At 61.4% G+C, this 21,667-nt stretch carries 16 protein-coding genes; all 16 read left to right on the top strand.

Going from position 1 to position 21,667, the window contains the following annotated elements; all coding sequences use genetic code 11:
- Nucleotides 1-8: 8 nt before the first annotated feature.
- The 16 genes from rsmH to secA all read left to right on the top strand — a co-directional run bounded on the left by rsmH (nucleotide 9) and on the right by secA (nucleotide 21,602).
- Nucleotides 9-935: a 16S rRNA (cytosine(1402)-N(4))-methyltransferase RsmH gene (gene rsmH, locus BUC36_RS05275; RefSeq protein ID WP_073272417.1), complete on the top strand. Its 927-nt coding sequence runs from the start codon at nucleotides 9-11 to the stop codon at nucleotides 933-935.
- Entirely contained in the window at nucleotides 932-1,207 is a 276-nt protein-coding gene (ftsL, locus tag BUC36_RS05270) for a cell division protein FtsL (protein ID WP_073272415.1), read from the top strand. The genes rsmH and ftsL overlap by 4 nt, the downstream gene beginning before the upstream one ends.
- A gap of 38 nt (nucleotides 1,208-1,245) precedes the next feature.
- Nucleotides 1,246-3,006, top strand: a complete 1,761-nt coding sequence (locus BUC36_RS05265) for a peptidoglycan D,D-transpeptidase FtsI family protein (protein ID WP_073272412.1) — start codon at nucleotides 1,246-1,248, stop codon at nucleotides 3,004-3,006.
- A complete protein-coding gene (locus BUC36_RS05260) occupies nucleotides 3,003-4,568 on the top strand; it encodes a UDP-N-acetylmuramoyl-L-alanyl-D-glutamate--2,6-diaminopimelate ligase (protein WP_073272410.1) in 1,566 nt (521 codons plus the stop codon). The genes BUC36_RS05265 and BUC36_RS05260 overlap by 4 nt, the downstream gene beginning before the upstream one ends.
- On the top strand, nucleotides 4,565-5,944 hold the full coding sequence (locus tag BUC36_RS05255) for a UDP-N-acetylmuramoyl-tripeptide--D-alanyl-D-alanine ligase (protein WP_073272408.1): 1,380 nt from the start codon (nucleotides 4,565-4,567) through the stop codon (nucleotides 5,942-5,944). The genes BUC36_RS05260 and BUC36_RS05255 overlap by 4 nt, the downstream gene beginning before the upstream one ends.
- Nucleotides 5,944-7,029: a phospho-N-acetylmuramoyl-pentapeptide-transferase gene (gene mraY / locus BUC36_RS05250; protein ID WP_073272406.1), complete on the top strand. Its 1,086-nt coding sequence runs from the start codon at nucleotides 5,944-5,946 to the stop codon at nucleotides 7,027-7,029. Before BUC36_RS05255 ends, mraY begins: the two co-directional genes overlap by 1 nt.
- Nucleotides 7,030-7,167: 138 nt before the next feature.
- Entirely contained in the window at nucleotides 7,168-8,592 is a 1,425-nt protein-coding gene (murD, locus tag BUC36_RS05245; protein WP_073272404.1) for a UDP-N-acetylmuramoyl-L-alanine--D-glutamate ligase, read from the top strand.
- Nucleotides 8,589-9,812 (top strand): putative lipid II flippase FtsW, encoded by a 1,224-nt coding sequence (gene ftsW, locus BUC36_RS05240; RefSeq protein ID WP_073272400.1) that lies wholly within the window; start codon nucleotides 8,589-8,591, stop codon nucleotides 9,810-9,812. Before murD ends, ftsW begins: the two co-directional genes overlap by 4 nt.
- Entirely contained in the window at nucleotides 9,812-10,909 is a 1,098-nt protein-coding gene (gene murG / locus BUC36_RS05235) for an undecaprenyldiphospho-muramoylpentapeptide beta-N-acetylglucosaminyltransferase (RefSeq protein ID WP_073272398.1), read from the top strand. Before ftsW ends, murG begins: the two co-directional genes overlap by 1 nt.
- Nucleotides 10,910-10,927: 18 nt before the next feature.
- Nucleotides 10,928-12,388 (top strand): UDP-N-acetylmuramate--L-alanine ligase, encoded by a 1,461-nt coding sequence (gene murC, locus BUC36_RS05230; RefSeq protein ID WP_073272396.1) that lies wholly within the window; start codon nucleotides 10,928-10,930, stop codon nucleotides 12,386-12,388.
- A 99-nt stretch (nucleotides 12,389-12,487) separates the two neighbouring features.
- A complete protein-coding gene (locus tag BUC36_RS05225) occupies nucleotides 12,488-13,288 on the top strand; it encodes a cell division protein FtsQ/DivIB (protein ID WP_084535629.1) in 801 nt (266 codons plus the stop codon).
- Between the two features lie 129 nt (nucleotides 13,289-13,417).
- Entirely contained in the window at nucleotides 13,418-14,653 is a 1,236-nt protein-coding gene (gene ftsA, locus BUC36_RS05220) for a cell division protein FtsA (protein ID WP_073272394.1), read from the top strand.
- 139 nt (nucleotides 14,654-14,792) lie between these two features.
- Entirely contained in the window at nucleotides 14,793-16,010 is a 1,218-nt protein-coding gene (ftsZ, locus tag BUC36_RS05215) for a cell division protein FtsZ (protein ID WP_073272388.1), read from the top strand.
- 521 nt (nucleotides 16,011-16,531) lie between these two features.
- Nucleotides 16,532-17,443, top strand: coding sequence for a UDP-3-O-acyl-N-acetylglucosamine deacetylase (lpxC, locus tag BUC36_RS05210; RefSeq protein WP_073272386.1), 912 nt, complete (start codon nucleotides 16,532-16,534; stop codon nucleotides 17,441-17,443).
- 267 nt (nucleotides 17,444-17,710) lie between these two features.
- Entirely contained in the window at nucleotides 17,711-18,646 is a 936-nt protein-coding gene (locus BUC36_RS05205; protein ID WP_073272384.1) for a M23 family metallopeptidase, read from the top strand.
- A gap of 211 nt (nucleotides 18,647-18,857) precedes the next feature.
- Complete coding sequence (secA, locus tag BUC36_RS05200; RefSeq protein ID WP_073272382.1) at nucleotides 18,858-21,602, top strand: preprotein translocase subunit SecA; 2,745 nt, start codon at nucleotides 18,858-18,860, stop codon at nucleotides 21,600-21,602.
- Nucleotides 21,603-21,667: the final 65 nt, after the last annotated feature.

Raw genomic sequence — 21,667 nt, 5'->3', positions numbered from 1 at the left:
GAATCAGGGTGTCTCAAGAACTGCATCGCAGTGTGTTGTTGCGCGAGGCCGTGGACGCCCTGGTCACTGACCCGGGCGGTTTTTATATAGACGGTACCTTCGGTCGTGGCGGTCACAGTGCGGCGATCTTGCAGCGGCTGAACGAGAGCGGCCACCTGCTGGGGGTGGACAAGGACCCGCAGGCAATAGATTACGCGCACGAGCGCTTTGCCAACGAGAAGCGCTTTGCGATCTGGCACGGTTCGTTCGCAGATATGGATGAGGCCGCTGCGGAGAGGGCGGGCCAGGTGACCGGCATCTTGCTGGACCTGGGGGTTTCCTCGCCGCAGTTGGACCAGGCCGAGCGCGGCTTCAGCTTTATGCAGGATGGTCCGCTGGATATGCGCATGGACACCAGCCGCGGCATCAGTGCTGCGGAGTGGGTTAACACGGAAGCGGAAGCGGAGCTGGCGCGGGTGTTTAAGGAGTACGGCGAGGAGCGTTTCGCGCGCCGTATGGCCGCAGCCATAGTGCGGCGCCGGGCGGAGAAGCCGTTCGAGCGCACACTGGACCTGGCGGAAGTGGTCAAGGCTGCCAACCCGGCCTGGGAAAAGGGCAAGCATCCGGCCACCCGCGTGTTCCAGGCGATCCGCATCCACGTCAACGGCGAGCTGGAAGACCTGCAACAGGCGCTGGAAAAGTCAGTGCAGCTGCTCGCCCCCGGCGGCCGGCTGGTGGTGATCAGCTTCCATTCGCTGGAAGACCGCATGGTGAAGCGTTTTATTCGCGACAAGGAGCGCGGCCCACAACTGCCGCGGGGACTGCCGGTGATGGATAGCCAGATCGCAAAGACGCTGCGCTCCGTCGGCAAGGCGGTCAAGGCCGATACGGTGGAAGTGGATGAGAACCTGCGCTCACGCAGTGCGGTAATGCGGGTCGCGGAGAAGCTGGGTTGAGCGGGAAGAAATTACTGGTGGCGGCGCTGCTGTGGTTGGCGTCCATCGCCTCGGCGCTGGCGGTGGTGCACACCACCCAGCGCAACCGGGAGCTCACCGCCGAGCTGGGGCGCGCACAGAAGCAGCGGGATGAACTGCGCTATGAACAGGAGCGCCTGTTGCTGGAAAAGGGCGCCTGGTCCGCCTACAGCCGCATTGAAAAGGTGGCGCGGGAAAAATTGAAAATGCATGTACCGGCCGCGGGTGAGCGGGTACTGGTACCGAAAAAATAACGTTTACGATCTCGAATAAGTCTCACAGGGACTTTGTTATGGGCGCAGTCAGGAAACAGCAGATTCAGCCGGGTATCGCCCGCTGGCGCTTTGCGCTGGTGGCGGCCTTGCTGTGTCTGCTCGCCCTGGCCCTTGTCTATCACCTGGCGCGCCTGCAGGTGCTGCCGGAGGCCGAGCGGGGTTACCGCTTCCTGCAGGACCAAGGCCGCGCCCGCACTATCCGCACCGAAGAAATCGCCGCCTACCGCGGTTCCATTGTCGATCGCAATGGCGAGCTGCTGGCGGTAAGTACCCCGGTGCACAGTCTCTGGGCCAATCCGCAACTGCTGCGCGAAGCCAGTGCCGATGACCTGCGACGACTGGCAGCGGCCCTGGAAATGAAGCCGGCTGCCCTGGCCAAGCGCCTGGACAAGTACCGCAATAAAGAATTCATGTACCTGCGCCGCCACCTGGCGCCCGAGCAGGCGAACAGGGTGTTGAGCCTGGATACCGCCGGCGTCTTCGCCAAGAAGGAGTACCGCCGCTTCTATCCCGCCGGTGAGGTGGTGGCGCAGCTGCTGGGCTTTACTGATATTGATGACAGTGGCCAGGAAGGGCTGGAGCTGGCGTATAACGACTGGCTGTCCGGTCAGCCCGGTGCCCAGCAGGTGGTCAAGGATCTGAAGGGCCGCACCGTGCAGGATCTGGCCACCAAACGTGAAGCGCGCCCCGGGCGCGACCTGCGCCTGTCCATCGATATGCGCCTGCAATACCTGGCCTATCGCGAGCTGAAGCGTGCGGTGAGCGAAAACGGCGCCGCGTCCGGCTTTATGGTGATTCTGGACACCCGCAGTGGCGACGTGCTGGCGATGGCCAACCAGCCCTCTTTTAACCCGAATAACCGCCGCGGTGTGAAAGCGGCGGCGATGCGCAACCGCGCCCTGATCGACCAGTTTGAGCCGGGTTCCACCGTCAAGCCGCTGACCGCGCTGGCGGCGCTCGAGAGCGGTCGCTACCAGCCGCATACACCGATCGATACCAACCCGGGTTATATCCGTCTGCCCGGCAAGACCCTGGTGGATCACCGGAACTACGGGGTGATCGACCTGACCAAGGTGCTCACCAAGTCGAGCCAGGTGGGTACGACAAAAATCGCCCTGGATCTGGAACCAAATTCGCTGCGGGAACTCTTTTACCGCCTGGGGCTGGGGGAGGCCGTCGGCAGTGGCTTCCCCGGTGAAACAGCGGGAATACTGCCCAGCCGCAGTCGTTGGCACCCAATCGAGCGGGCCAACTTCGCCTTCGGCTACGGTTTAACAGTGAATGCGGTGCAGCTGGCCCAGTCCTACAGTGTGCTGGCCAACGCCGGGCTCAAGCGCCCGGTTTCTTTGGTTTTGTCCGGCGATAAAGTGTCCGCCGAGCCGGAGCAGGTCGTGGAAGGCCGCCTGGCTGAGCAGGTCACCGCGATGCTGGAAACCGTGATCAGTCAAGAAGGCACCGGCAAGCGCGCCGCGGTCGAGGGTTACCGGGTGGCGGGCAAAACCGGCACGGTGCACAAGGTGGGCAGCGACGGCTACGCCGACAATCGCTACCGCTCGGTTTTCGCCGGTTTTATTCCCGCCGACAAGCCGCGCCTGGCGGCGGTTGTGGTTATTGACGACCCGAGCCACGCAAAATATTACGGCGGCGAAGTGGCCGCGCCGGTATTTGGCTCGGTAATGGCTGGCGCCATGCGCCTGCTGCAGGTGTCGCCCGCAGAGTTGCCGTCGGCGGAGCAGCAGCTGGCTGCGCAGTTGAGCGAGAGAGGTAAGAAATCGTGAGTCAGCGCGAACAACATAGCGTTTCATTACAAGAACTGGTGCCCGGCTATGCGGGTATCCCAGATGTACAAGTGACCGGTGTGGCGCTGGACAGTCGCCTCATACAGCCGGGCGATGTGTTTATGGCGCTGCGCGGCACCGTCGTCGACGGGCGTGAATATATCGATGCGGCCATTGCCGCCGGTGCCGGCGCCGTACTGGCCGACGGCGACAAGCTGGAGTGCAAGACCCGCGACGGTATCGAGGTTGTCAGCGTTCCCGGGCTGGCCAAGCGTGTCGGGGAAATCGCCGCGCGTTTCTACGGCAATCCGACCGAGCAGATTCACCTGGTGGGCGTGACCGGTACCAACGGCAAGACCACCTGTGCCTACCTGACTTCACAGTTGCTGGCGCACCATTTCGGCAGCGCCGCGCTGATGGGGACTATCGGCAACGGCGTCTGGACCGACGGCCATATCGAGCTGCAGGAGACGGGCCTTACCACGCCCGATCCGGTACGCCTGCAGGCGGACTACGCCGCATTCCGCGATCAGGGTGTGCGCGCGGCGGCGATGGAGGTCTCCTCCCACTCCCTGTCCCAGGGGCGTGTACACGGTCTGATTTTCGATACGGCGATTTTCACCAATCTGTCGCGGGACCACCTGGACTACCACGGCAATATGGCCGCCTACGGCGCCGCCAAAGAAAAACTGTTCGGCCTGCCGAAGCTGAAGCGCGGCATTATCAATCTCGACGATCCCTTCGGTGCGCAGCTCACGGAGCGCTGCAAGCTGCGCAACCTGAAAGTCATCACCTACGGACTGCAGGCGGGTGACCTGCACGCGACCGATTTGCGCCGTCACGAGGGTGGATTTTCCGTGAAGCTGACCACCCCGTGGGGCAGTGGTGAGCTGAAGGCGCCGCTGATCGGCGACTTCAATATTCACAACGCGCTGGCGGTGGTCGCCGCGGCGGCGTCCGCGGGCATGCCGTTTGCAGATATTCTCGCCGTTTTCCCGACCATCAAAGCCGTGCCCGGCCGTATGGAGCGGGTGAAGATCGCTGGCGCGAGTGCCGGTGGCGAAGGTGAAGTGGGTGTGCTGGTGGATTACGCCCACACACCGGATGCGCTGCGCGCGGCACTGGCGGCAGCGCGCCCCTATTGCCGCGGCAAGTTGTGGTGCGTATTCGGCTGCGGCGGTGACCGCGATACCGGCAAGCGCGCGCCGATGGGGCGCATAGCCTCGGAAATGGCCGACCACGCGATCGTCACCAGCGACAATCCGCGCAGTGAGGATCCGCAGAAAATCATCGACGATATTCTCGAAGGCGCCGCCAGCAACGTAGATGACGCCGCCAGCAATATCGAAGTGGAAATCGACCGCGCCACCGCCATTGCGCGAGCCGTAGCTTCTGCGCAGCCCGGTGACATAGTGCTGATCGCCGGCAAAGGGCATGAGGACTACCAGATTATCGGCAGTGAGAAAATTCACTTCTGTGACCGCGAGCAGGCCGCCGCGGCGCTGCAGCGGCGTGCCGGCAGTTCGGCACAGGCCGACGAAATAAAGGGGGAAGCCGAGTGATCAGCGCGCTTTCCCTGCAACAGTTACAAGGGCGCTTCGGCGGCGAGCTGATCAATGGCTCCGTGCAGTTCGATCGCGTGTGCACCGATACACGTAAGGTTGATGCCCAGGCTCTATTTGTTGCGCTGGTGGGCGAAAACTTCGATGCGCACGACTTTGTCGGCGAACTGGAAGGGCAGGTGCTGGGGCTGGTGGTCGACCGGGAAGTGCCCGGCTGCAAGCTGCCACAGTGGCGCGTGGCGGACACGACTATCGCCCTCGGGCAGATAGGGTTGCTGTGTCGCGAGCAGTTCAAAGGGCGCGTGATCGCGATCACCGGCTCCTGCGGCAAAACAACCGTCAAGGAAATGCTCGCGGCCATTTTTTCCCAGCGCCACACCCCCTGTGTAACGCGTGGCAACCTGAACAATCAGTTCGGCCTGCCAATGACGCTGTTCGGATTGTCGCGGGATCACGACGTGCTGATTCTCGAAATGGGCGCGAGCGGTCCGGATGACATCGGTTACCTGTGCAGCATCGGCAAGCCGCAGGTAAGTGCGGTGAACAATGTGATGCCCGCACATGTGGAAGGCTTTGGCTCAGTGGCAGCTATCGCCAAGGCCAAGGGGCAGATCTATACCGGCCTGCAAGTGGGCGGAACGGCAGTGATCAATGCCGATGACGGCTATGCGGATTACTGGCGCGATCATATGCCGGCAGGTGTGCGCACTCTGGAGGTGGGCCTGGGGCACCAATGTGCGATTCACGCCGACAATATTGCGATGAATGAACACGGCTGCCCTGCCTTCGACCTGGTGATCGAGGGGCTGGTGCATCCGGTGAAGCTGCAATTGCTCGGCGAGCACAATGTGCACAATGCGTTGGTTGCTGCCGGTTGCGCCTTTGCCGCCGGCGTGCCGGCTGCTGACATCGCCAGCGGTCTCGGCAACTTGAAGGGCGTGTCCGGTCGCCTGCAGGAACTGCTGGGTTTGCGGGGTGCGACCATCATCGACGACAGCTATAACGCCAATCCCGGCTCGGTAAGTGCCGCGATAGAACTGCTGGCGCAGCGCGCTGGAAAGAAAATCCTCGTGCTCGGCGATATGGCCGAGCTGGGTGCTGACGCAGAGGAGATGCATCGGCAAGTGGGCGAACTGGCGAGGGAGCGCGGTCTGGATGCGCTGTTCACCCTGGGGCCCCTGGGGACTGCCGCCAGTGTCGCCTTCAGTGCGGGGCGGCATCAGCCGCTGCACAACTACCGGGACAGGGAGCCGCTGGTGGCGGCGCTGTCTCACGAACTGAATCAAGACACCACAGTGCTGGTGAAGGGTTCCCGCAGTGCCCGTATGGAACTGGTAGTGCAGGCGCTGAGCGGGAACGACGGAGAGGATAACTAATGCTGCTCTGGCTGGCAGAACTGCTGCAACAACATGTGAGCACCTTTGCGGTGTTCAACTATCTGACGGTGCGCGCGATTCTCGCTGCGCTGACCGCGCTGGGTATTTCCCTGGTCGTAGGCTCGCGCATGATCACCTGGCTGAACCAGCTGCAGGTGGGGCAGGCGGTGCGCGATGACGGCCCGCAAACCCATCTGAGTAAATCCGGCACCCCGACCATGGGTGGTACCCTGATTCTGGCCTCGATCTTTTCCTCGGCACTGCTGTGGTCGGATCTGAGCAACCGCTATGTCTGGGTAACCCTGATAGTGACTTTTATTTTCGGCGCCGTGGGTTTCGTCGATGACTACAAGAAAGTGGTGCACAAGAACCCGCGCGGACTGATCGCGCGCTGGAAGTATTTCTGGCAGTCCATTGCCGGTCTGGGCGCCGCTATCTATCTGTTCATGAGCGCGACCAGCCCGGCGGAAACACAGCTCTTCGTGCCATTTTTCAAGGATGTGGCCATCGATCTGGGCCCGGTCTTCTTTATTCTGCTGACCTATTTCGTCGTGGTCGGCACCAGTAATGCGGTGAACCTGACCGATGGTCTCGACGGTCTGGCGATCATGCCGACCGTAATGGTCGGTGGTGCGCTGGGTGTTATCGCTTACCTGGCCGGTCACGTGGAGTTTGCCAATTACCTGCATATTCCGTCGATTCCCGGAGCCGGTGAGCTTGCTGTCTTCTGTGCGGCGCTGGGCGGCGCGGGGCTCGGATTCCTGTGGTTCAACACCTATCCCGCCCAGGTATTTATGGGCGATGTCGGTGCGCTGGCGCTGGGTGCGGCACTCGGCATTATCGCGGTGATTACCCGCCATGAGATCGTGCTGTTCATCATGGGCGGTGTCTTCGTGATGGAGACCGTATCGGTAATCCTGCAGGTGGCGTCATTCAAGCTGACCGGAAAACGTATTTTCCGCATGGCGCCGCTGCATCACCATTTTGAACTGAAAGGCTGGCCGGAACCGCGGGTAATCGTGCGCTTCTGGATCATTACCGTGGTACTGGTGCTGGCCGGCCTGGCAACCCTGAAGTTGCGCTAGACCCGTAGGATGGGCAAAGCGCAGCGTGCCCATCAGTGGTGATGGCAGTGGTGACGGGCACGTCGCTGTGCTCCTTTGCCCATCCTACGAATGTGGCCCTTGCGAAAAAAGAGATTGGATAAATAAGCAGATAAGCGAATGGCTTTGATCGCGACCTCGGAGAAAAAAGTGGTAATCGGCATGGGCGCTACCGGTTGTTCGGTAGTGCGCTTCCTGCTGCGCGCCGGTTTTTCTCCGGTGGTCGCCGACAGCCGCCAGCAGCCGCCGGGGCTCGATGCTTTCCGAGAGGAGTTTCCCGAAGTGGCGGTGGAAACCGGGCCGCTGAACAGCGAAACGATGCTGGCGGCCAGCGAGATTATCGCCAGCCCCGGTATCGCTCTGGCGGAGCCGGCGCTGCAGCAGGCGGTCGATGCCGGCATTCCGGTCATCGGCGACATTGAACTGTTTGCGCGAGAGCTGGCGCAGCTCGAGCAGCCGCCGAAAGTCGTGGCCATCACCGGCTCCAATGGCAAGAGCACCGTTACCACACTGGTGGGCCTGATGGCGGAAGAGGCCGGTGTGGATGTGCGCGTGGGCGGCAATATCGGTGTGCCGGTGCTGGACCTGCTGGCGCCTTTAGCAGAACAGAAGAGCGCGCTGCCGCAGCTGTTCATATTGGAGCTGTCCAGCTTCCAGCTGGAAACAACTTATTCCCTGGCGCCCGCCGTTGCGACGATCCTGAACCTGAGTGCGGACCATATGGACCGCTATGCGAGCCTGGCGGATTACCACCGCGCCAAGCAGCGTATTTATCGCAATGCAAAGCAGCTGGTGGTCAACCGTGCGGACCCGTTGACGCGCGGGCCTCTGTCCCGCGACAGCCGCGAGTGGAGTTTCGGCCTGGACCAGCCGGACCTGCAGCAGTTCGGCCTGCGCAGCTACGCTGGTGCCGGCGAAAGCGGAACACAGGAAGAGTGGCTGGTGCGGGGCACGGAAAAGCTGTTGCCGGTCAGCGAACTGGCGATGGTCGGCAAGCACAATGTGGCCAATGCGCTGGCGGCCCTGGCACTGGGCAATGCGGTGGACCTGCCGATGGCCGCCATGCTGTCGGTCCTGCGCAGCTTCAAGGGCCTGCCGCACCGCTGCGAGCGGGTTGCGGACCTGGATGGCGTCACCTTTGTGAATGACTCCAAGGGCACCAACGTCGGTGCGACGCGCGCAGCACTGGATGGCCTCGCAACGGCAACGAACAAGATAGTGCTGATCGCCGGTGGCGACGGCAAGGGTGCCGATTTCGCACCGCTGGCAGAAGCCGCCGAGGCGTTGCGCGCGCTGGTTACTATCGGCGTCGACGGGGACAAGATTGCACAGGTGTTCGAAGGCAGAACCGAGATTCACCGCGCCGAGTCGATGGATGACGCAGTAGCGCAGGCGCGCGCACTGGCTAGGTGCGGGGACTACGTACTGCTGTCGCCGGCCTGCGCCAGCTTCGACATGTACCGCAACTTTGAAGCGCGCGGCGACGATTTCCGTCGTGCGGTTGCGGCACTGTCCGGCAGCCTCACGGCCGGAGGTGCCGAATGAGCAAGGCGCAAGCGCTGGTGCAGGACAGCAAGAATCTGGACTGGCTGCTGCCGTTCTGTGTACTGGCCCTGGTCAGTATCGGTGTGGTGATGGTGGCGTCGGCATCGATTGCCTATGCGGCGGATGTGTATGGCGATTCCTGGTACTTCCTCAAGCGCCATCTGATGTATCTGGGCGTTGGTGCCCTGGCCGCACTGGTAGTGAGCCAGGTGCCGCTGTCGGTGTGGTCGCGCCTGTCCTGGCCGCTGCTGCTGTTCTCCTGCCTGCTGCTGATGGCCGTCCTGGTGCCGGGCATCGGCCGCGAGGTAAATGGCAGCCGCCGCTGGCTGGCACTCGGTTCCATCACCGTACAGCCGTCGGAAGTGGCGAAGTTCTGCCTGCTGATTTTTTTCGCGAGTTTTCTGACGCGCCGCAACCAGCAACTGCGCCACTGGAGCAGTTTCATGGTGCCGGTAGTCATTCTGGGTATCGTCGCGGTACTGCTGCTGTCGCAACCGGATTTCGGTTCGGTGGTGGTGATTTCCGGCACCGTGCTGGCGATGGTATTCCTCGCCGGCGCGCGCCTGCCGCACACTTTCCTGCTGGTAGGTGTTGCGGCCTGCGGCCTGGCCTTGATGGCCCTGGTAAGTCCCTATCGCCTGCAGCGATTGATGACTTTTCTGGATCCCTGGGGCGACCAGTTCGCCAGTGGCTACCAGCTGACCCAGTCGCTGATTGCCTTTGGTCGCGGTGAGTGGTTTGGAGTCGGTCTCGGCAACAGTGTGCAGAAGCTGTTTTACCTGCCGGAAGCGCACACGGACTTTATCTTCGCCATTCTCTCCGAGGAGTGGGGTATCGCCGGCGGCTTGGTGGTAATCGGACTGTTTGTCGCCCTGACCTGGTCGCTCCTGCGCCTGGTGCGCGGTGCGCTTGAACAGCAGAAATTTTTTGCCGCACTGCTCGCCTTCGGTATTGCGGTGCTGCTGGCCGGTCAAGCGTTTGTGAATATGGGGGTGGCTTCCGGGTTGCTGCCCACCAAGGGCCTGACGCTGCCGTTTGTCAGCTCCGGCGGAAGCAGCCTGGTGGTTTGCTGTGCGCTGTTCGCGCTGGCAATGCGTCTGCAGGCTGAATTGCACGAGAATGTGGACGGCGAGAAATCCGGCGCGGGCATAATTCGCCAGTTGCCGATCTTTAATCCCCTGCAGGTGGGAGATCGCGAATTAAAAGGGGAGGCGGCCTGATGTCTGTAAATAGTGCGCCGTTTTCCGGCAAGAAATTCCTGATCATGGCCGGCGGTACCGGCGGCCATGTGTTTCCGGCACTGGCAGTTGCACGCGCGCTGCAGGAGCAGGGCGCCGCCGTCGAGTGGCTGGGAACTGAACGCGGCATCGAGTCGCAGCTGATTCCAGAGGCAGATATACCTCTGCACTTTATTACTGTTGAAGGTGTGCGCGGCAAGGGCAAGCTGGCACTGCTGAAGGCGCCGCTGCAAATTGTGCGCGCCGTCACGCAGGCGCGCGCCGTGGTGAAAAGAGTGCGGCCGGATGCCGTGCTCGGCTTTGGTGGCTTTGCCACCGGGCCCGGTGGCGTCGCGGCGCGGCTAAGCGGCGTACCGCTGATTATTCACGAGCAGAATGCCGTGGCCGGCACGACTAACCGCCTGCTGGCCCGCATCGCCAGCCGTGTACTGGAGGCGTTTCCCAGCGGACTGCCGCGTGCCCAGCAGGTAGGCAACCCGGTGCGCAATGAAATCGCGCAGCTGCCGGAACCGCAGGAGCGCATCGGCAAAAAGCAGCCGCTGCGCCTACTGGTACTGGGCGGCAGCCTCGGCGCCGTGGCGATCAATGAACTGGTGCCTCAGGCCGTTTTGCTGCTGGAGCCGGCGCTGCGGCCGCGCATAGTGCATCAGGCTGGCAAACGCCATCTCGATGTGGCGCGGGAGGCCTATCGCCTCGCGCAGGTGGATGCCGAAGTGGTGCCGTTTATTGCCGATATGGCGGCGGCCTACAGTAATGCCGATTTGATTATCTGCCGCGCCGGTGCGCTGACGGTTTCGGAAATCGCCGCCGCCGGTGTGGGCGCGATTATGGTGCCGTTTCCATTCGCGATCGATGATCACCAGACCAAGAACGGCGAGTGGCTGGAACAGGCCGGCGGCGCCATCGTGATTCAACAGGATGCACTGGATGCGGAAATGCTGGCCGGTCTGCTGCAGGAGCTGTTTTCCGAGCCGCAAAAGCTGTTGACGATGGCCAAAGCCGCAAGGCGAGTCGCCAAAACAGATGCGACGGCGCAGGTGCTCGCGGCCTGCGGCGAAGAGCTGGCCCTGGCCAGATAGTGGGTGAGAGGTAAGAGAATGCCATCAGAACTGACGACCACAGACAAGTATTACAGCGTGCCCACGATGCGCCGGATCCGCCGTATTCATTTTATCGGTATCGGCGGTGCCGGCATGAGCGGAATTGCCGAAGTACTGCAGAACCAGGGCTATGAGGTTTCCGGTTCCGATTTGCGCGAGTCCTCGGTCACCGAGCGACTGGGCAAGCTGGGCATCAAGATCCAGATAGGCCACAGCCAGGAAAATATCTGCGACGTGGACGTGGTGGTGAATTCTTCCGCAGTCCACGGTGACAATCCGGAAGTGATCGCCGCGCACGAAAAACGCATTCCGGTCGTGCGCCGCGCGGAGATGCTCGGTGAGCTGATGCGCTACCGCTACGGTATCGCGGTGGCCGGCACACATGGCAAGACCACGACCACCAGCCTGATCGCGTCGATTTTTGCCGCGGACAAGAAAGATCCGACGTTTGTCATCGGCGGCCTGGTCAATGCGGCCGGTGCGAATGCGGCGCTGGGCGAGAGTCGCTACCTGATCGCCGAGGCGGACGAGAGCGATGCATCGTTCATCCACCTGCAGCCGATGGTGACTGTGATTACCAATATCGATGCGGATCACATGGAGACCTACGGTGGCGATTTTGAGAAGGTCAAACAGATCTTCATCGATTTCGTGCACAACCTGCCGTTCTACGGTCTCGCGGTTGTCTGCGGTGACGATGAACATATTCAGGAAGTGATCCCGAAGTTTTCCCGCCCGGTTGTGACCTATGGCTTCGACGAGGGCAATGACTTCCGCATCGTCGATGTGAAACAGGAGCCGCTGCGCAGCCATTTCAGCGTGCAGCGCCCGGACGGCAAAGTGCTTGAAGTGTGTGTCAATACGCCCGGTATACACAATGTGCTGAATGCGACCGCGGCCATTGCCGTGGCGACGGATGAAGGCATTGCCGACGAGGCGATCCGCAAGGGGCTGGAGGGCTTCCAGGGCGTGGGCCGCCGCTTCCAGATCTACGGCCACTTTGCGGTCAGTGACGATGGCGGTGCAGAGAAGGTCATGCTGGTGGACGACTACGGCCACCATCCGCGCGAAGTGGCCGCGACGATCAAGACGGTTCGCGATGGCTGGCCGGAGCGCCGCCTGGTCATGATTTACCAGCCGCACCGCTACACGCGGACGCGGGATCTGTTCGAGGATTTCGTGCAGGTGCTTTCGCAGGTAGACAAACTGATTCTGCTCGACGTATATAGCGCTGGCGAATCGCCGATTCCAGGTGCCGACGGCCGAACCCTGGCCCGCAGCCTGCGCAACCGGGGGCAGGTCGATCCGATTTTTGTCGAGACAATCGAACAGGTACCCCCGGTGCTGGCAGACCTGCTTGAGCCCGGTGATATCGTGCTGACGCAGGGCGCGGGTAACGTGGGTGCACTGGCCCAGCAGCTGGCTCAGTGGCGCCTGGGCGAGGGCAATGCGGAATGATGATGGCACTTGACCTTGTAGGAGCCTGCTTGCAGGCGAAAGGCTACGGAGCTCTGCAATCAGTCGCTTGCGAGCAGGCTCCTACAGAGGCTCCGTAGGATGGGCAAAGCACAGCGTGCCCATCAAAAGAAAAATGTGCGCGGCGCGCGTCCGATTGAGGACCGCAACGAGTGCGCGAAGCGCAACTGGCGACCGGTGCTCATGGCGGTGTTGGCGATCGGTGTTCTGGCGGGGATGAGTTATGGCGGCCTGTGGTTGTGGCAGCGCACCCCGGTGCAGGAATTGAGCCGGGTCGATGCACTGGAGCAGGTGAGGGTCAAAGGTCCATTTAACGCCGTGACCCAGCGGCAGATCGAGGAGATACTACTGCCGTACTTGCGGGAAGGGTTTTTCTCTGTGGACATCCGCGGCATGCGCGCGGCGCTGGAGGAAAACCCCTGGATAACCTCGGCATCGGTCAGCCGGCGCTGGCCGCGCGGCGTCGAGGTGGCGGTGGAGGAAGCGCAACCGCTCGCGGTTTGGGGGCGAGATAAATTGCTGGTGGCGAGTGGCGAGTTGTTGCCGCGGCCAGTGCAGATGAATACCGGTCGCCTGCCGGAGCTGGCAGGCGACGAGGAGCTGGTCGAGCGCATCATGTCGCAGTACCAGGCCCTCGCGGGGTTGCTGACCACGCGGGATATGGAAGTGAAACGGTTGTCATTTGACGACCTGGCAGGGTGGCACTTGGAGTTGGTTTCCGGTGTGGAGTTGCGCCTTGGACACGACGAGTTGTTGGAGCGGGTCAACCGTTTCCTGCAGTTGAGTCGCAGCATACTGGCGCCACACCTGGCTCAGGTTGCCAGGGTGGATACCCGCTACAGCAACGCAGTGGCGGTGCAGTGGAAAAACGATAAAGAGTAAAACTGAACGCAGTCCACAGGCTGCGATGAAGAACAAAATTTAAAAAGCGAACGCTGTGCCCTGGCCCGTCTCTTATTCCGAAGAGGGGGAATGCGGTTCGGAGCACAGTTCAGCGAGGTTGGTACAAAAATGACACAAGCATCCGATCACCGCATGATCGTGGGTCTGGATATCGGCACTTCCAAAGTGGTCGCGATCGTCGGCGAAGTCTCCGGCGATGGTGAGCTGAATATTGTCGGTATCGGTTCGCACCGATCCACCGGCATGAAGAAAGGTGTGGTGGTGAATATCGAATCCACGGTGCAGTCGATACAGCGCGCGGTGGAGGAAGCCGAGCTGATGGCCGGCTGTGAGATTCACTCGGTCTACGCCGGTATTGCCGGCAGCCATATCCGCAGCCTGAACTCCCACGGCATCGTTGCAATCAAGGACCGCGAAGTAACCCAGCAGGATCTGGATCGGGTGATAGATGCAGCGCGTGCGGTGGCGATTCCGGCAGACCAGAAAATTCTGCACACTCTGCCGCAGGAATTCCTGATCGATAACCAGGAAGGCGTCAAGGAGCCGCTGGGCATGTCCGGTGTGCGCCTGGAGGCCAAGGTACACCTCGTCAGCGGTGCGGTGAACGCAGCGCAGAATATCGAAAAATGTATCCGCCGCTGCGGCCTGGAAGTCGAGGACATCATTCTCGAGCAGCTGGCATCCAGTTACGCGGTACTGACTGACGATGAGAAGGAACTCGGTGTTTGCATGGTGGATATCGGTGGCGGTACCACGGATATCGCGGTATTTACCGGCGGCGCTATCCGCCACACCGGTGTGATTCCGATTGCCGGCGATCAGGTGACGAACGATATCGCCATGGCACTGCGCACGCCGACGCCGCACGCGGAAGAGCTGAAGATCAAATACGCCTGTGCGCTGGCAAAACTTGCCCGCGAAGGTGAGACCATCAAGGTGCCGAGCGTCGGCGATCGCGCACCGCGGGATCTGTCCCGTCAGGCCCTGGCGGAAGTGGTTGAGCCGCGCTACGACGAGCTGTTCACGCTGGTACAGGCGGAACTGCGCCGCAGCGGCTTCGAAGATCTCTGCGCGGCCGGCGTGGTGCTGACCGGCGGCTCGTCAAAAATGGAGGGCGCAGTCGAACTCGCCGAAGAAATTTTCCATATGCCGGTGCGCCTCGCAGTGCCACAGGGCCTGGCGGGGCTGACCGATATCGTGAGCAACCCGATCTACTCCACCGGCGTCGGCCTGCTGATGTACGCGATGCGGCAGGAGGAGAGCAGTGAGCGCGGGCAGCGCCCGGTGCGCCAAGAAAATCAGTGGTGGGACAAGGTAAAGCACTGGTTCAGGGGAAACCTGTAATCAGTGCGGTGGGAGCCTGCCCTGCAGGCGAATTGCCTCGGGCTTTGGCAAATATCGCCTGCAGGGCAGGCTCCCACAAGCAAGGTTTTTTTAGGGATCGAACAATAAATTTTGACATGAGCAAAAAAGGGGAACAGAGATGTTCGAACTAGTCGATAGCGTACAGGACAAACCTGTCATCAAAGTGATCGGTGTCGGCGGCGGTGGTGGCAATGCCGTGAAGCACATGATCTTCAGTGAAGTGGAAGGTGTGGATTTCATCTGTGCCAACACCGATGCGCAGGCGCTGAAAGATGTTCAGGCGCGTACCATTCTGCAGCTGGGTAACAACATTACCCGCGGCCTTGGAGCCGGTGCGAACCCGGATGTCGGTCGTCAGTCCGCACTGGAAGACCGCGAGCGCATTGCCGAAGTACTGCAGGGTGCCGACATGGTGTTCATCACCGCGGGTATGGGCGGTGGTACCGGCACCGGTGGTGCGCCGATCGTCGCGGAGATCGCCAAGGACCTGGGCATCCTGACCGTGGCGGTGGTTACCCGTCCGTTCAAGATCGAAGGGCGCAAGCGCTCTGTGGTCGCGGAAGAGGGCATCCTCGAACTGCGCGACAAGGTCGATTCACTGATCACCATCCCGAACGACCGCCTGCTCGAAGTGCTTGGCAACAAGATCACCATGAAGGCGGCTTATAAAGAAGCGGACAATGTACTGCTGGGTGCTGTGCAGGGTATCGCCGACCTGATGATCCGCCCCGGCATCATGAACGTCGACTTCGCCGATGTGCGCACCGTCATGTCCGAAATGGGCATGGCGATGATGGGCTCCGGTTCCGCGGTTGGTGAGAATCGCGCGCGCGAGGCGGCGGAAAAGGCCGTGCGCAGCCCGCTGCTGGACAACGTCAATCTGCAGGGCGCCCGCGGCATCCTGGTGAATATCATCACCGGCAGTGAAGAGAGTGGCTGCCAGGAACTGACCCTGGGCGAATACTCCGAAGTTGGCGAGATCGTTCAGGAGATTGCTTCCGACGATGCCACCGTAGTGATCGGTACCGCGGTGGACGACAAACTCGGTGACGAGATGCGTGTTACCGTCGTTGCCGCCGGTCTCGGTGAGGGGGTACAGCAGGCTGCCCGCCCTACTAAGGTGGTGGACAACACCCGTCGTCCGCAACTGCACGAGGGGCGCGAGGCGCGTGACAGCCAGGCCAATGCGTCCGGCCTGGCCGGTCGCGAAGGTGCCGATAACCGTGCCCGCGTGGAAACCGAGCGTCCCAAGCGCCCGGCCCCGGCGTTGAACCCGGCCGATACCGATATGGAATATCTGGATATCCCCGCGTTCCTGCGCCGTCAGGCGGACTAGTGTCGCGAGTTGGAGGTTCGTTCAAGAATTGGCGAGGGGATCTTGTCGCCAGGCAAGGCGCGGCGACGAGTCATAGCAGGGCTATGGCGAGAAGTCGCAACGCAGCATGGCGGCAAAAGACACCGCCAAAATTGAACAGTAACCTCTAATTCGGGACACTAGCGATTGCTGGACCGCCGCGCCGTTAAGGCGAACCCCGCTCATGTCCGCCCGGCCTTCGGGCCGGGCAATCGCCGAGACGGCGAGCGGTTCAGATGCTGACTTATTGGTCGGCAAATTTGTTAACCCGGGCTAGTCCCGGGTTAACAATTTTTAACAGCGGTTGGGGAGAACACCGCCTTACAATGCAGTCAAAGGAATAGGCGTGGCGTCGCAGTTGCCGTGCTGGGCTATTCTGAAAATAGAAGCCGACGTAGCGAAATGACTGTCAGTCCATTGCTAGTTTTGGCGTAATATTTCTGCTATGATCGCCGGCTCGCTGCGGCCCGTATGCCGCTCACCGACTGGGAAAAGAGTGTTTCATGATCAAACAGCGCACACTTAAGAATGCTATTCGCGCCACTGGCGTAGGTCTGCACACCGGTAAAAAGGTTGTCCTGACCCTTAAACCGGCGCCTGTGGATACCGGCATTGTGTTCCGCCGGACCGACCTGGACCCGGTGGTTGAGATTGAAGCCCGGGCGGAAAATGTCGGCGATACGCTGCTGTCCACCACCCTGGTGAAGGGTGACGTGCGGGTAGCCACCATCGAGCACCTGCTGTCCGCCATGGCGGGGCTGGGTATCGACAACGCCGTCGTCGAGCTGTCTGCGCAGGAAGTGCCGATTATGGACGGCAGCGCCGGTCCTTTCGTGTTCCTGATCCAGTCCGCTGGCATCCAGGAGCAGTCTGCGCCGAAGAAATTCCTGCGCATCAAGAAGCCGGTAACCGTGGAAGAGGGCGACAAGGTAGCCAGCTTCCTGCCGTTCAATGGCTTCAAGGTGTCTTTCACCATCGATTTCGATCACCCGGTTTTCCAGGGGCGCAACCTGACCTCTTCGGTGGACTTTTCCAGCACTTCCTTCGTGAAGGAAGTAAGCCGTGCGCGCACCTTTGGCTTTATGCACGAGATCGAGTATCTGCGCTCCAAGGGACTGGTGCAGGGCGGTAGCGTGGACAACGCGATCGTCATCGACCAGTACCGCATTCTGAATGAGGGCGGGTTACGCTACGAAGACGAATTTGTGAAACACAAGATTCTGGACGCCATCGGCGACCTGTATCTGCTGGGCACCAGCCTGATTGGTGAATTCCGGGCGCACAAATCCGGTCATGCGCTCAACAACAAGTCGCTGCGCACCCTGATGGCGCAGGAAGACGCCTGGGAGATGGTGACTTTCGAGGGCGAACAGGAAGCGCCCATCTCCTACGTGAAGCCAATCCTGGCTGTCTGAGCCAAATAAAAAAAGCCGGCATGGAAATTGCCGGCTTTTGCGTATCGGGGGGCCGGAGAGATTGCCCGCCGACTATTGGTGGATGGGTCGCTGAGCGCGGTTCTGTGCACTGATAACGATTATTGTCAGTCGGCCAGTGTTACATTGGATGGGTTGGTCGGCTGAGTTGCCATTGGAAAGGCGTGAGAGTGAGGCGGGAATCCGGTTGTTCGGGCCTCACAACAGGACTAACGAAAACAACAAACTGTCGAATTCCACACGCCTGATATGAAAGTAATCCTAGTTAATGAGCGCGGCGGTACGCGCAGCTTCAGCTTCGGCGGCCTGAGCAAGGCCCTGCTGAGCCTGTGTCTGCTGGGTCTGCCAGTGGGCGCCTTTCTGATCGGCGTCAATCTGCCGGTCGCAGAGACCGATGTCTTTGACTCCCGCACGGCCAAGGCCTGGAACAAGGCACTGCGCAAACAGCAGGAACAGATCGGCGAGGCGGACCGCGAGGCCCGTGAGCAGCTGACCGCGCTGACGGTCAAGCTGGCGGAAATGCAGGCGCGCCTGACCCGCCTGGATGCCCTCGGCGAGCGACTGACCACCGCGGCCAAGCTGGATGAAGGTGAATTCCAGTTCGGCAGTGCTCCCGCGGTCGGCGGCCCGGAGGATCCGGGTATCGCAGGTGCCTCCGAGCTGCCTTACCAGCCACCCGAATTCCTCGAAGTGATCGGCGAACTGTCGGAGCAGATTGAAGACCGACAGATGCAGCTGAACACCCTCGAAACCCTGCTGGCCAAGCGTCAGTTGCAGGACGAGCAGTTTATTGCCGGTCGCCCGATCAGTCGCGGCTGGATGTCTTCCCGCTATGGCTATCGCACCGATCCGTTTTCCGGCCGCCGCACCTGGCACAAAGGCGTCGATTTCGCCGGTAAGAAAGGCTCTGACGTGGTCTCTGTTGCCGCCGGCGTGGTGACCTGGGCAGAAGATCGTTCCGGCTACGGCCAGCTGGTGGAAATCAACCACGGCAACGGATATTCCACCCGTTACGGTCACAACAGTGAGATCAAGGTCAAGCTCGGTGACGTGGTCAAGAAAGGCCAGGTTGTCGCGCTGATGGGCTCCAGCGGCCGCTCCACCGGCCCCCATGTGCACTTCGAAGTGTACAAGAACAACCGCGCCGTGGACCCGGCCAGCTACATCCGCCGCACCGGCAGATAACATCTATCCTGTCTTTATCGCGCCACCACTGGTAGCTTCCCCGAGAATGCCCGCGGCCCAAGGAGGGCGCCGGCAGCTCAGGGTATAGGAGTTGCCAGTCGTTGCGCCTTCCTGTTTACTTGCACCCCTCGTTGAAATTAGCGTTGGTGTGGAATGATTCCCCCCGGTCCGCGAAGTCGGCCGCGTAAATAAGATAAGTGGTTTCTACATAATGATTGGCAAACTGATTAAATCGGTCTTCGGTTCAAAAAATGACCGCGAACTCAAGCGCATGCGTCGTGTTGTGACGCAGATCAATGCGTTGGAGGAGGAGTTCGAGAAGCTCGACGACGCCGCCCTGAAAGCCAAGACAGACGAATTCAGGAAGCGCCTCGCCGACGGCGAGAAGCTCGATCAGCTACTGCCAGAGGCCTTTGCCGCTGTGCGCGAAGCCAGCCGCCGCACGCTGGGACTGCGCCACTTCGATGTACAGATGATCGGCGGCATGACCCTGCACGAGGGTCGCATCGCCGAAATGCGCACCGGTGAGGGCAAGACCCTGGTTGCGACGCTGCCGGCCTACCTGAACGCCCTGGAAAGCAAGGGCGTGCACATCGTGACCGTGAACGACTACCTGGCCTCGCGCGACGCCAACTGGATGCGTCCGGTCTACGAATTCCTCGGCCTGACCGTGGGTGTGATCGTCTCCCAACAGCATCCGGAAGAGAAAAAAGCCGCCTACCAGGCCGATATTACCTACGGCACCAACAACGAATTTGGCTTCGACTACCTGCGCGACAACATGGTGCTGCGCAAGGAAGATCGCACCCAGCGCCCGCAGCACTTCGCCATTGTCGACGAGGTGGACTCCATCCTGATCGACGAGGCGCGCACGCCGCTGATTATCTCCGGCGCCGCCGAGGACTCCTCGCACCTCTACCTGGCGATGAACCAGCTGGTCCCGCAGCTGCAGCGCGCGGAAGAGGGGGGCGAAGGCCACTACACCGTGGATGAGAAGACCCGTCAGGTGGAGTTGACCGAAGACGGCCACCAGCTGATCGAGGATCTGCTGTCCCGCAGTGGCCTGATGAAGGAAGATGAGTCGCTGTACGCTCCCGGCAACCTGGGCCTGCTGCACCATGTGCACGCCGCCTTGCGCGCCCATGTGCTGTTCAATAAAGACGTGGACTACATAGTGCAGAACGGCCAGGTGGTGCTGATCGACGAACACACCGGCCGCACCATGCCGGGCCGCCGTCTGTCCGAGGGCCTGCACCAGGCACTCGAGGCCAAGGAAAAGGTGCAGATTCAGAGCGAGAGCCAGACCCTGGCCTCCACCACCTTCCAGAACCTGTTCCGCTTCTACCCCAAGCTGTCCGGCATGACCGGCACCGCCGACACCGAAGCGTTCGAGTTCCAGCAGATTTACGGCCTGGACGTGGTGGTGATCCCGACCAACCGCGAAGTGCAGCGCGACGACCTGAACGACCTGGTCTACCTGAGCAAAGCAGAGAAGATGGACGCCATCATCGAGGACATCAAGTACTGCCGTGACAAGCAGGCACCGATCCTCGTCGGTACCGCCTCCATCGAGACTTCGGAAGAAATGTCGCGCATGCTGCAGAAGGCCGGCATCGACCACCAGGTGCTGAACGCGAAATACCACGAGCGCGAAGCGCAGATCATCGCCCAGGCCGGCCGCCCGGGCACCGTGACCATCGCCACCAACATGGCCGGCCGCGGTACCGATATCGTGCTCGGCGGCAACTGGGAGGCGGAAGTCAACGAACTGCGCCTGAAGGAAGACCGCGAGCCGACCGAGGCCGAGATCGCCGCGGTCAAGGAAGATTGGCGGAAGCGCCACGACACCGTGATCGAGGCCGGCGGCCTGCATATCATCGGTACCGAGCGCCACGAATCCCGCCGTATCGACAACCAGCTGCGCGGCCGCGCCGGTCGCCAGGGGGATCCGGGTGTGACCCGCTTCTATCTCTCCCTGGAAGATAACCTGATGCGTATCTTCGCCTCCGACCGGGTGAAGAACTTTATGCAGATGCTGGGTATGGAGAAGGGCGAGGCCATCGAGCACCGCATGGTCTCCAATGCCATCGAGAAGGCCCAGCGCCGCGTCGAAGGCCGCAACTTCGATATCCGCAAGCAGCTGCTGGAATACGACGATGTCGCCAATGACCAGCGCCGCGTCATCTACAGCCAGCGCAACGAGCTGCTGGAAGCGGAGACGATCAGCGATACCATCGCCGCGATTCGCGAAGATGTGGTCAACGAGCTGATCTCCGGCTATGTACCGCCGCAGAGCGTGGAAGAGCAGTGGGATATCCCCGGACTGGAAAAGCAGCTGGCCGGCGAGCTGGGGCTGCAACTGCCGGTCCAGCAGTGGCTGGATGAAGATCGCACCCTGCACGAAGAGAGCCTGCGCGAGAAGATCGCCACGACAGCCCAGGAAGCCTATGCGGCCAAGGTGGCGCGCATCGCCGAATCGTCTGGCGATGCAAACCTGATGCCGACGGTTGAGCGGCAGATCATGCTGCAGGTACTGGACCAGCTGTGGAAGGAACACCTGTCCAGCATGGACCACCTGCGCGCCGGCATCGGCCTGCGCGCCTATGCCAACAAGAACCCGAAGCAGGAGTTCAAGCGTGAGTCTTTCCACCTGTTCCAGAGCATGCTCGACAACCTGAAGCATGAAGTGGTGCGCATCCTCGCCCACGTCGAGCCGATGACCCGCGAGCAGATGGAAGAGATGGAGCGCCGCCGTCTGGAAGAGCAGCGCCGCCAGCAGCTGGAGCTGCAACATGCCCAGGCCTCTGCCATGCCGGAATTGGAAGCTGCCGAGCAGGCGCAACCGCTGCCGGAGCGCCGCGGACCCAAGGTCGGCCGCAACGATCCGTGTCCGTGCGGATCCGGCAAGAAGTACAAGCAGTGCCACGGCAAACTGGCGTCCTCGACCCAGAGCTAAGCGAGTCTGCCGTTTGTAGCCTGCAGTAGTTCTCGAAATGCCCCGTTCGCGCGGGGCATTTTTTT

The organism is Microbulbifer donghaiensis (assembly GCF_900129095.1).
Lineage (GTDB): Bacteria > Pseudomonadota > Gammaproteobacteria > Pseudomonadales > Cellvibrionaceae > Microbulbifer > Microbulbifer donghaiensis.
The sequence above is the reverse complement of the archived record's forward strand: the minus strand, read 5'-3'. Positions and strand labels throughout refer to the sequence as shown.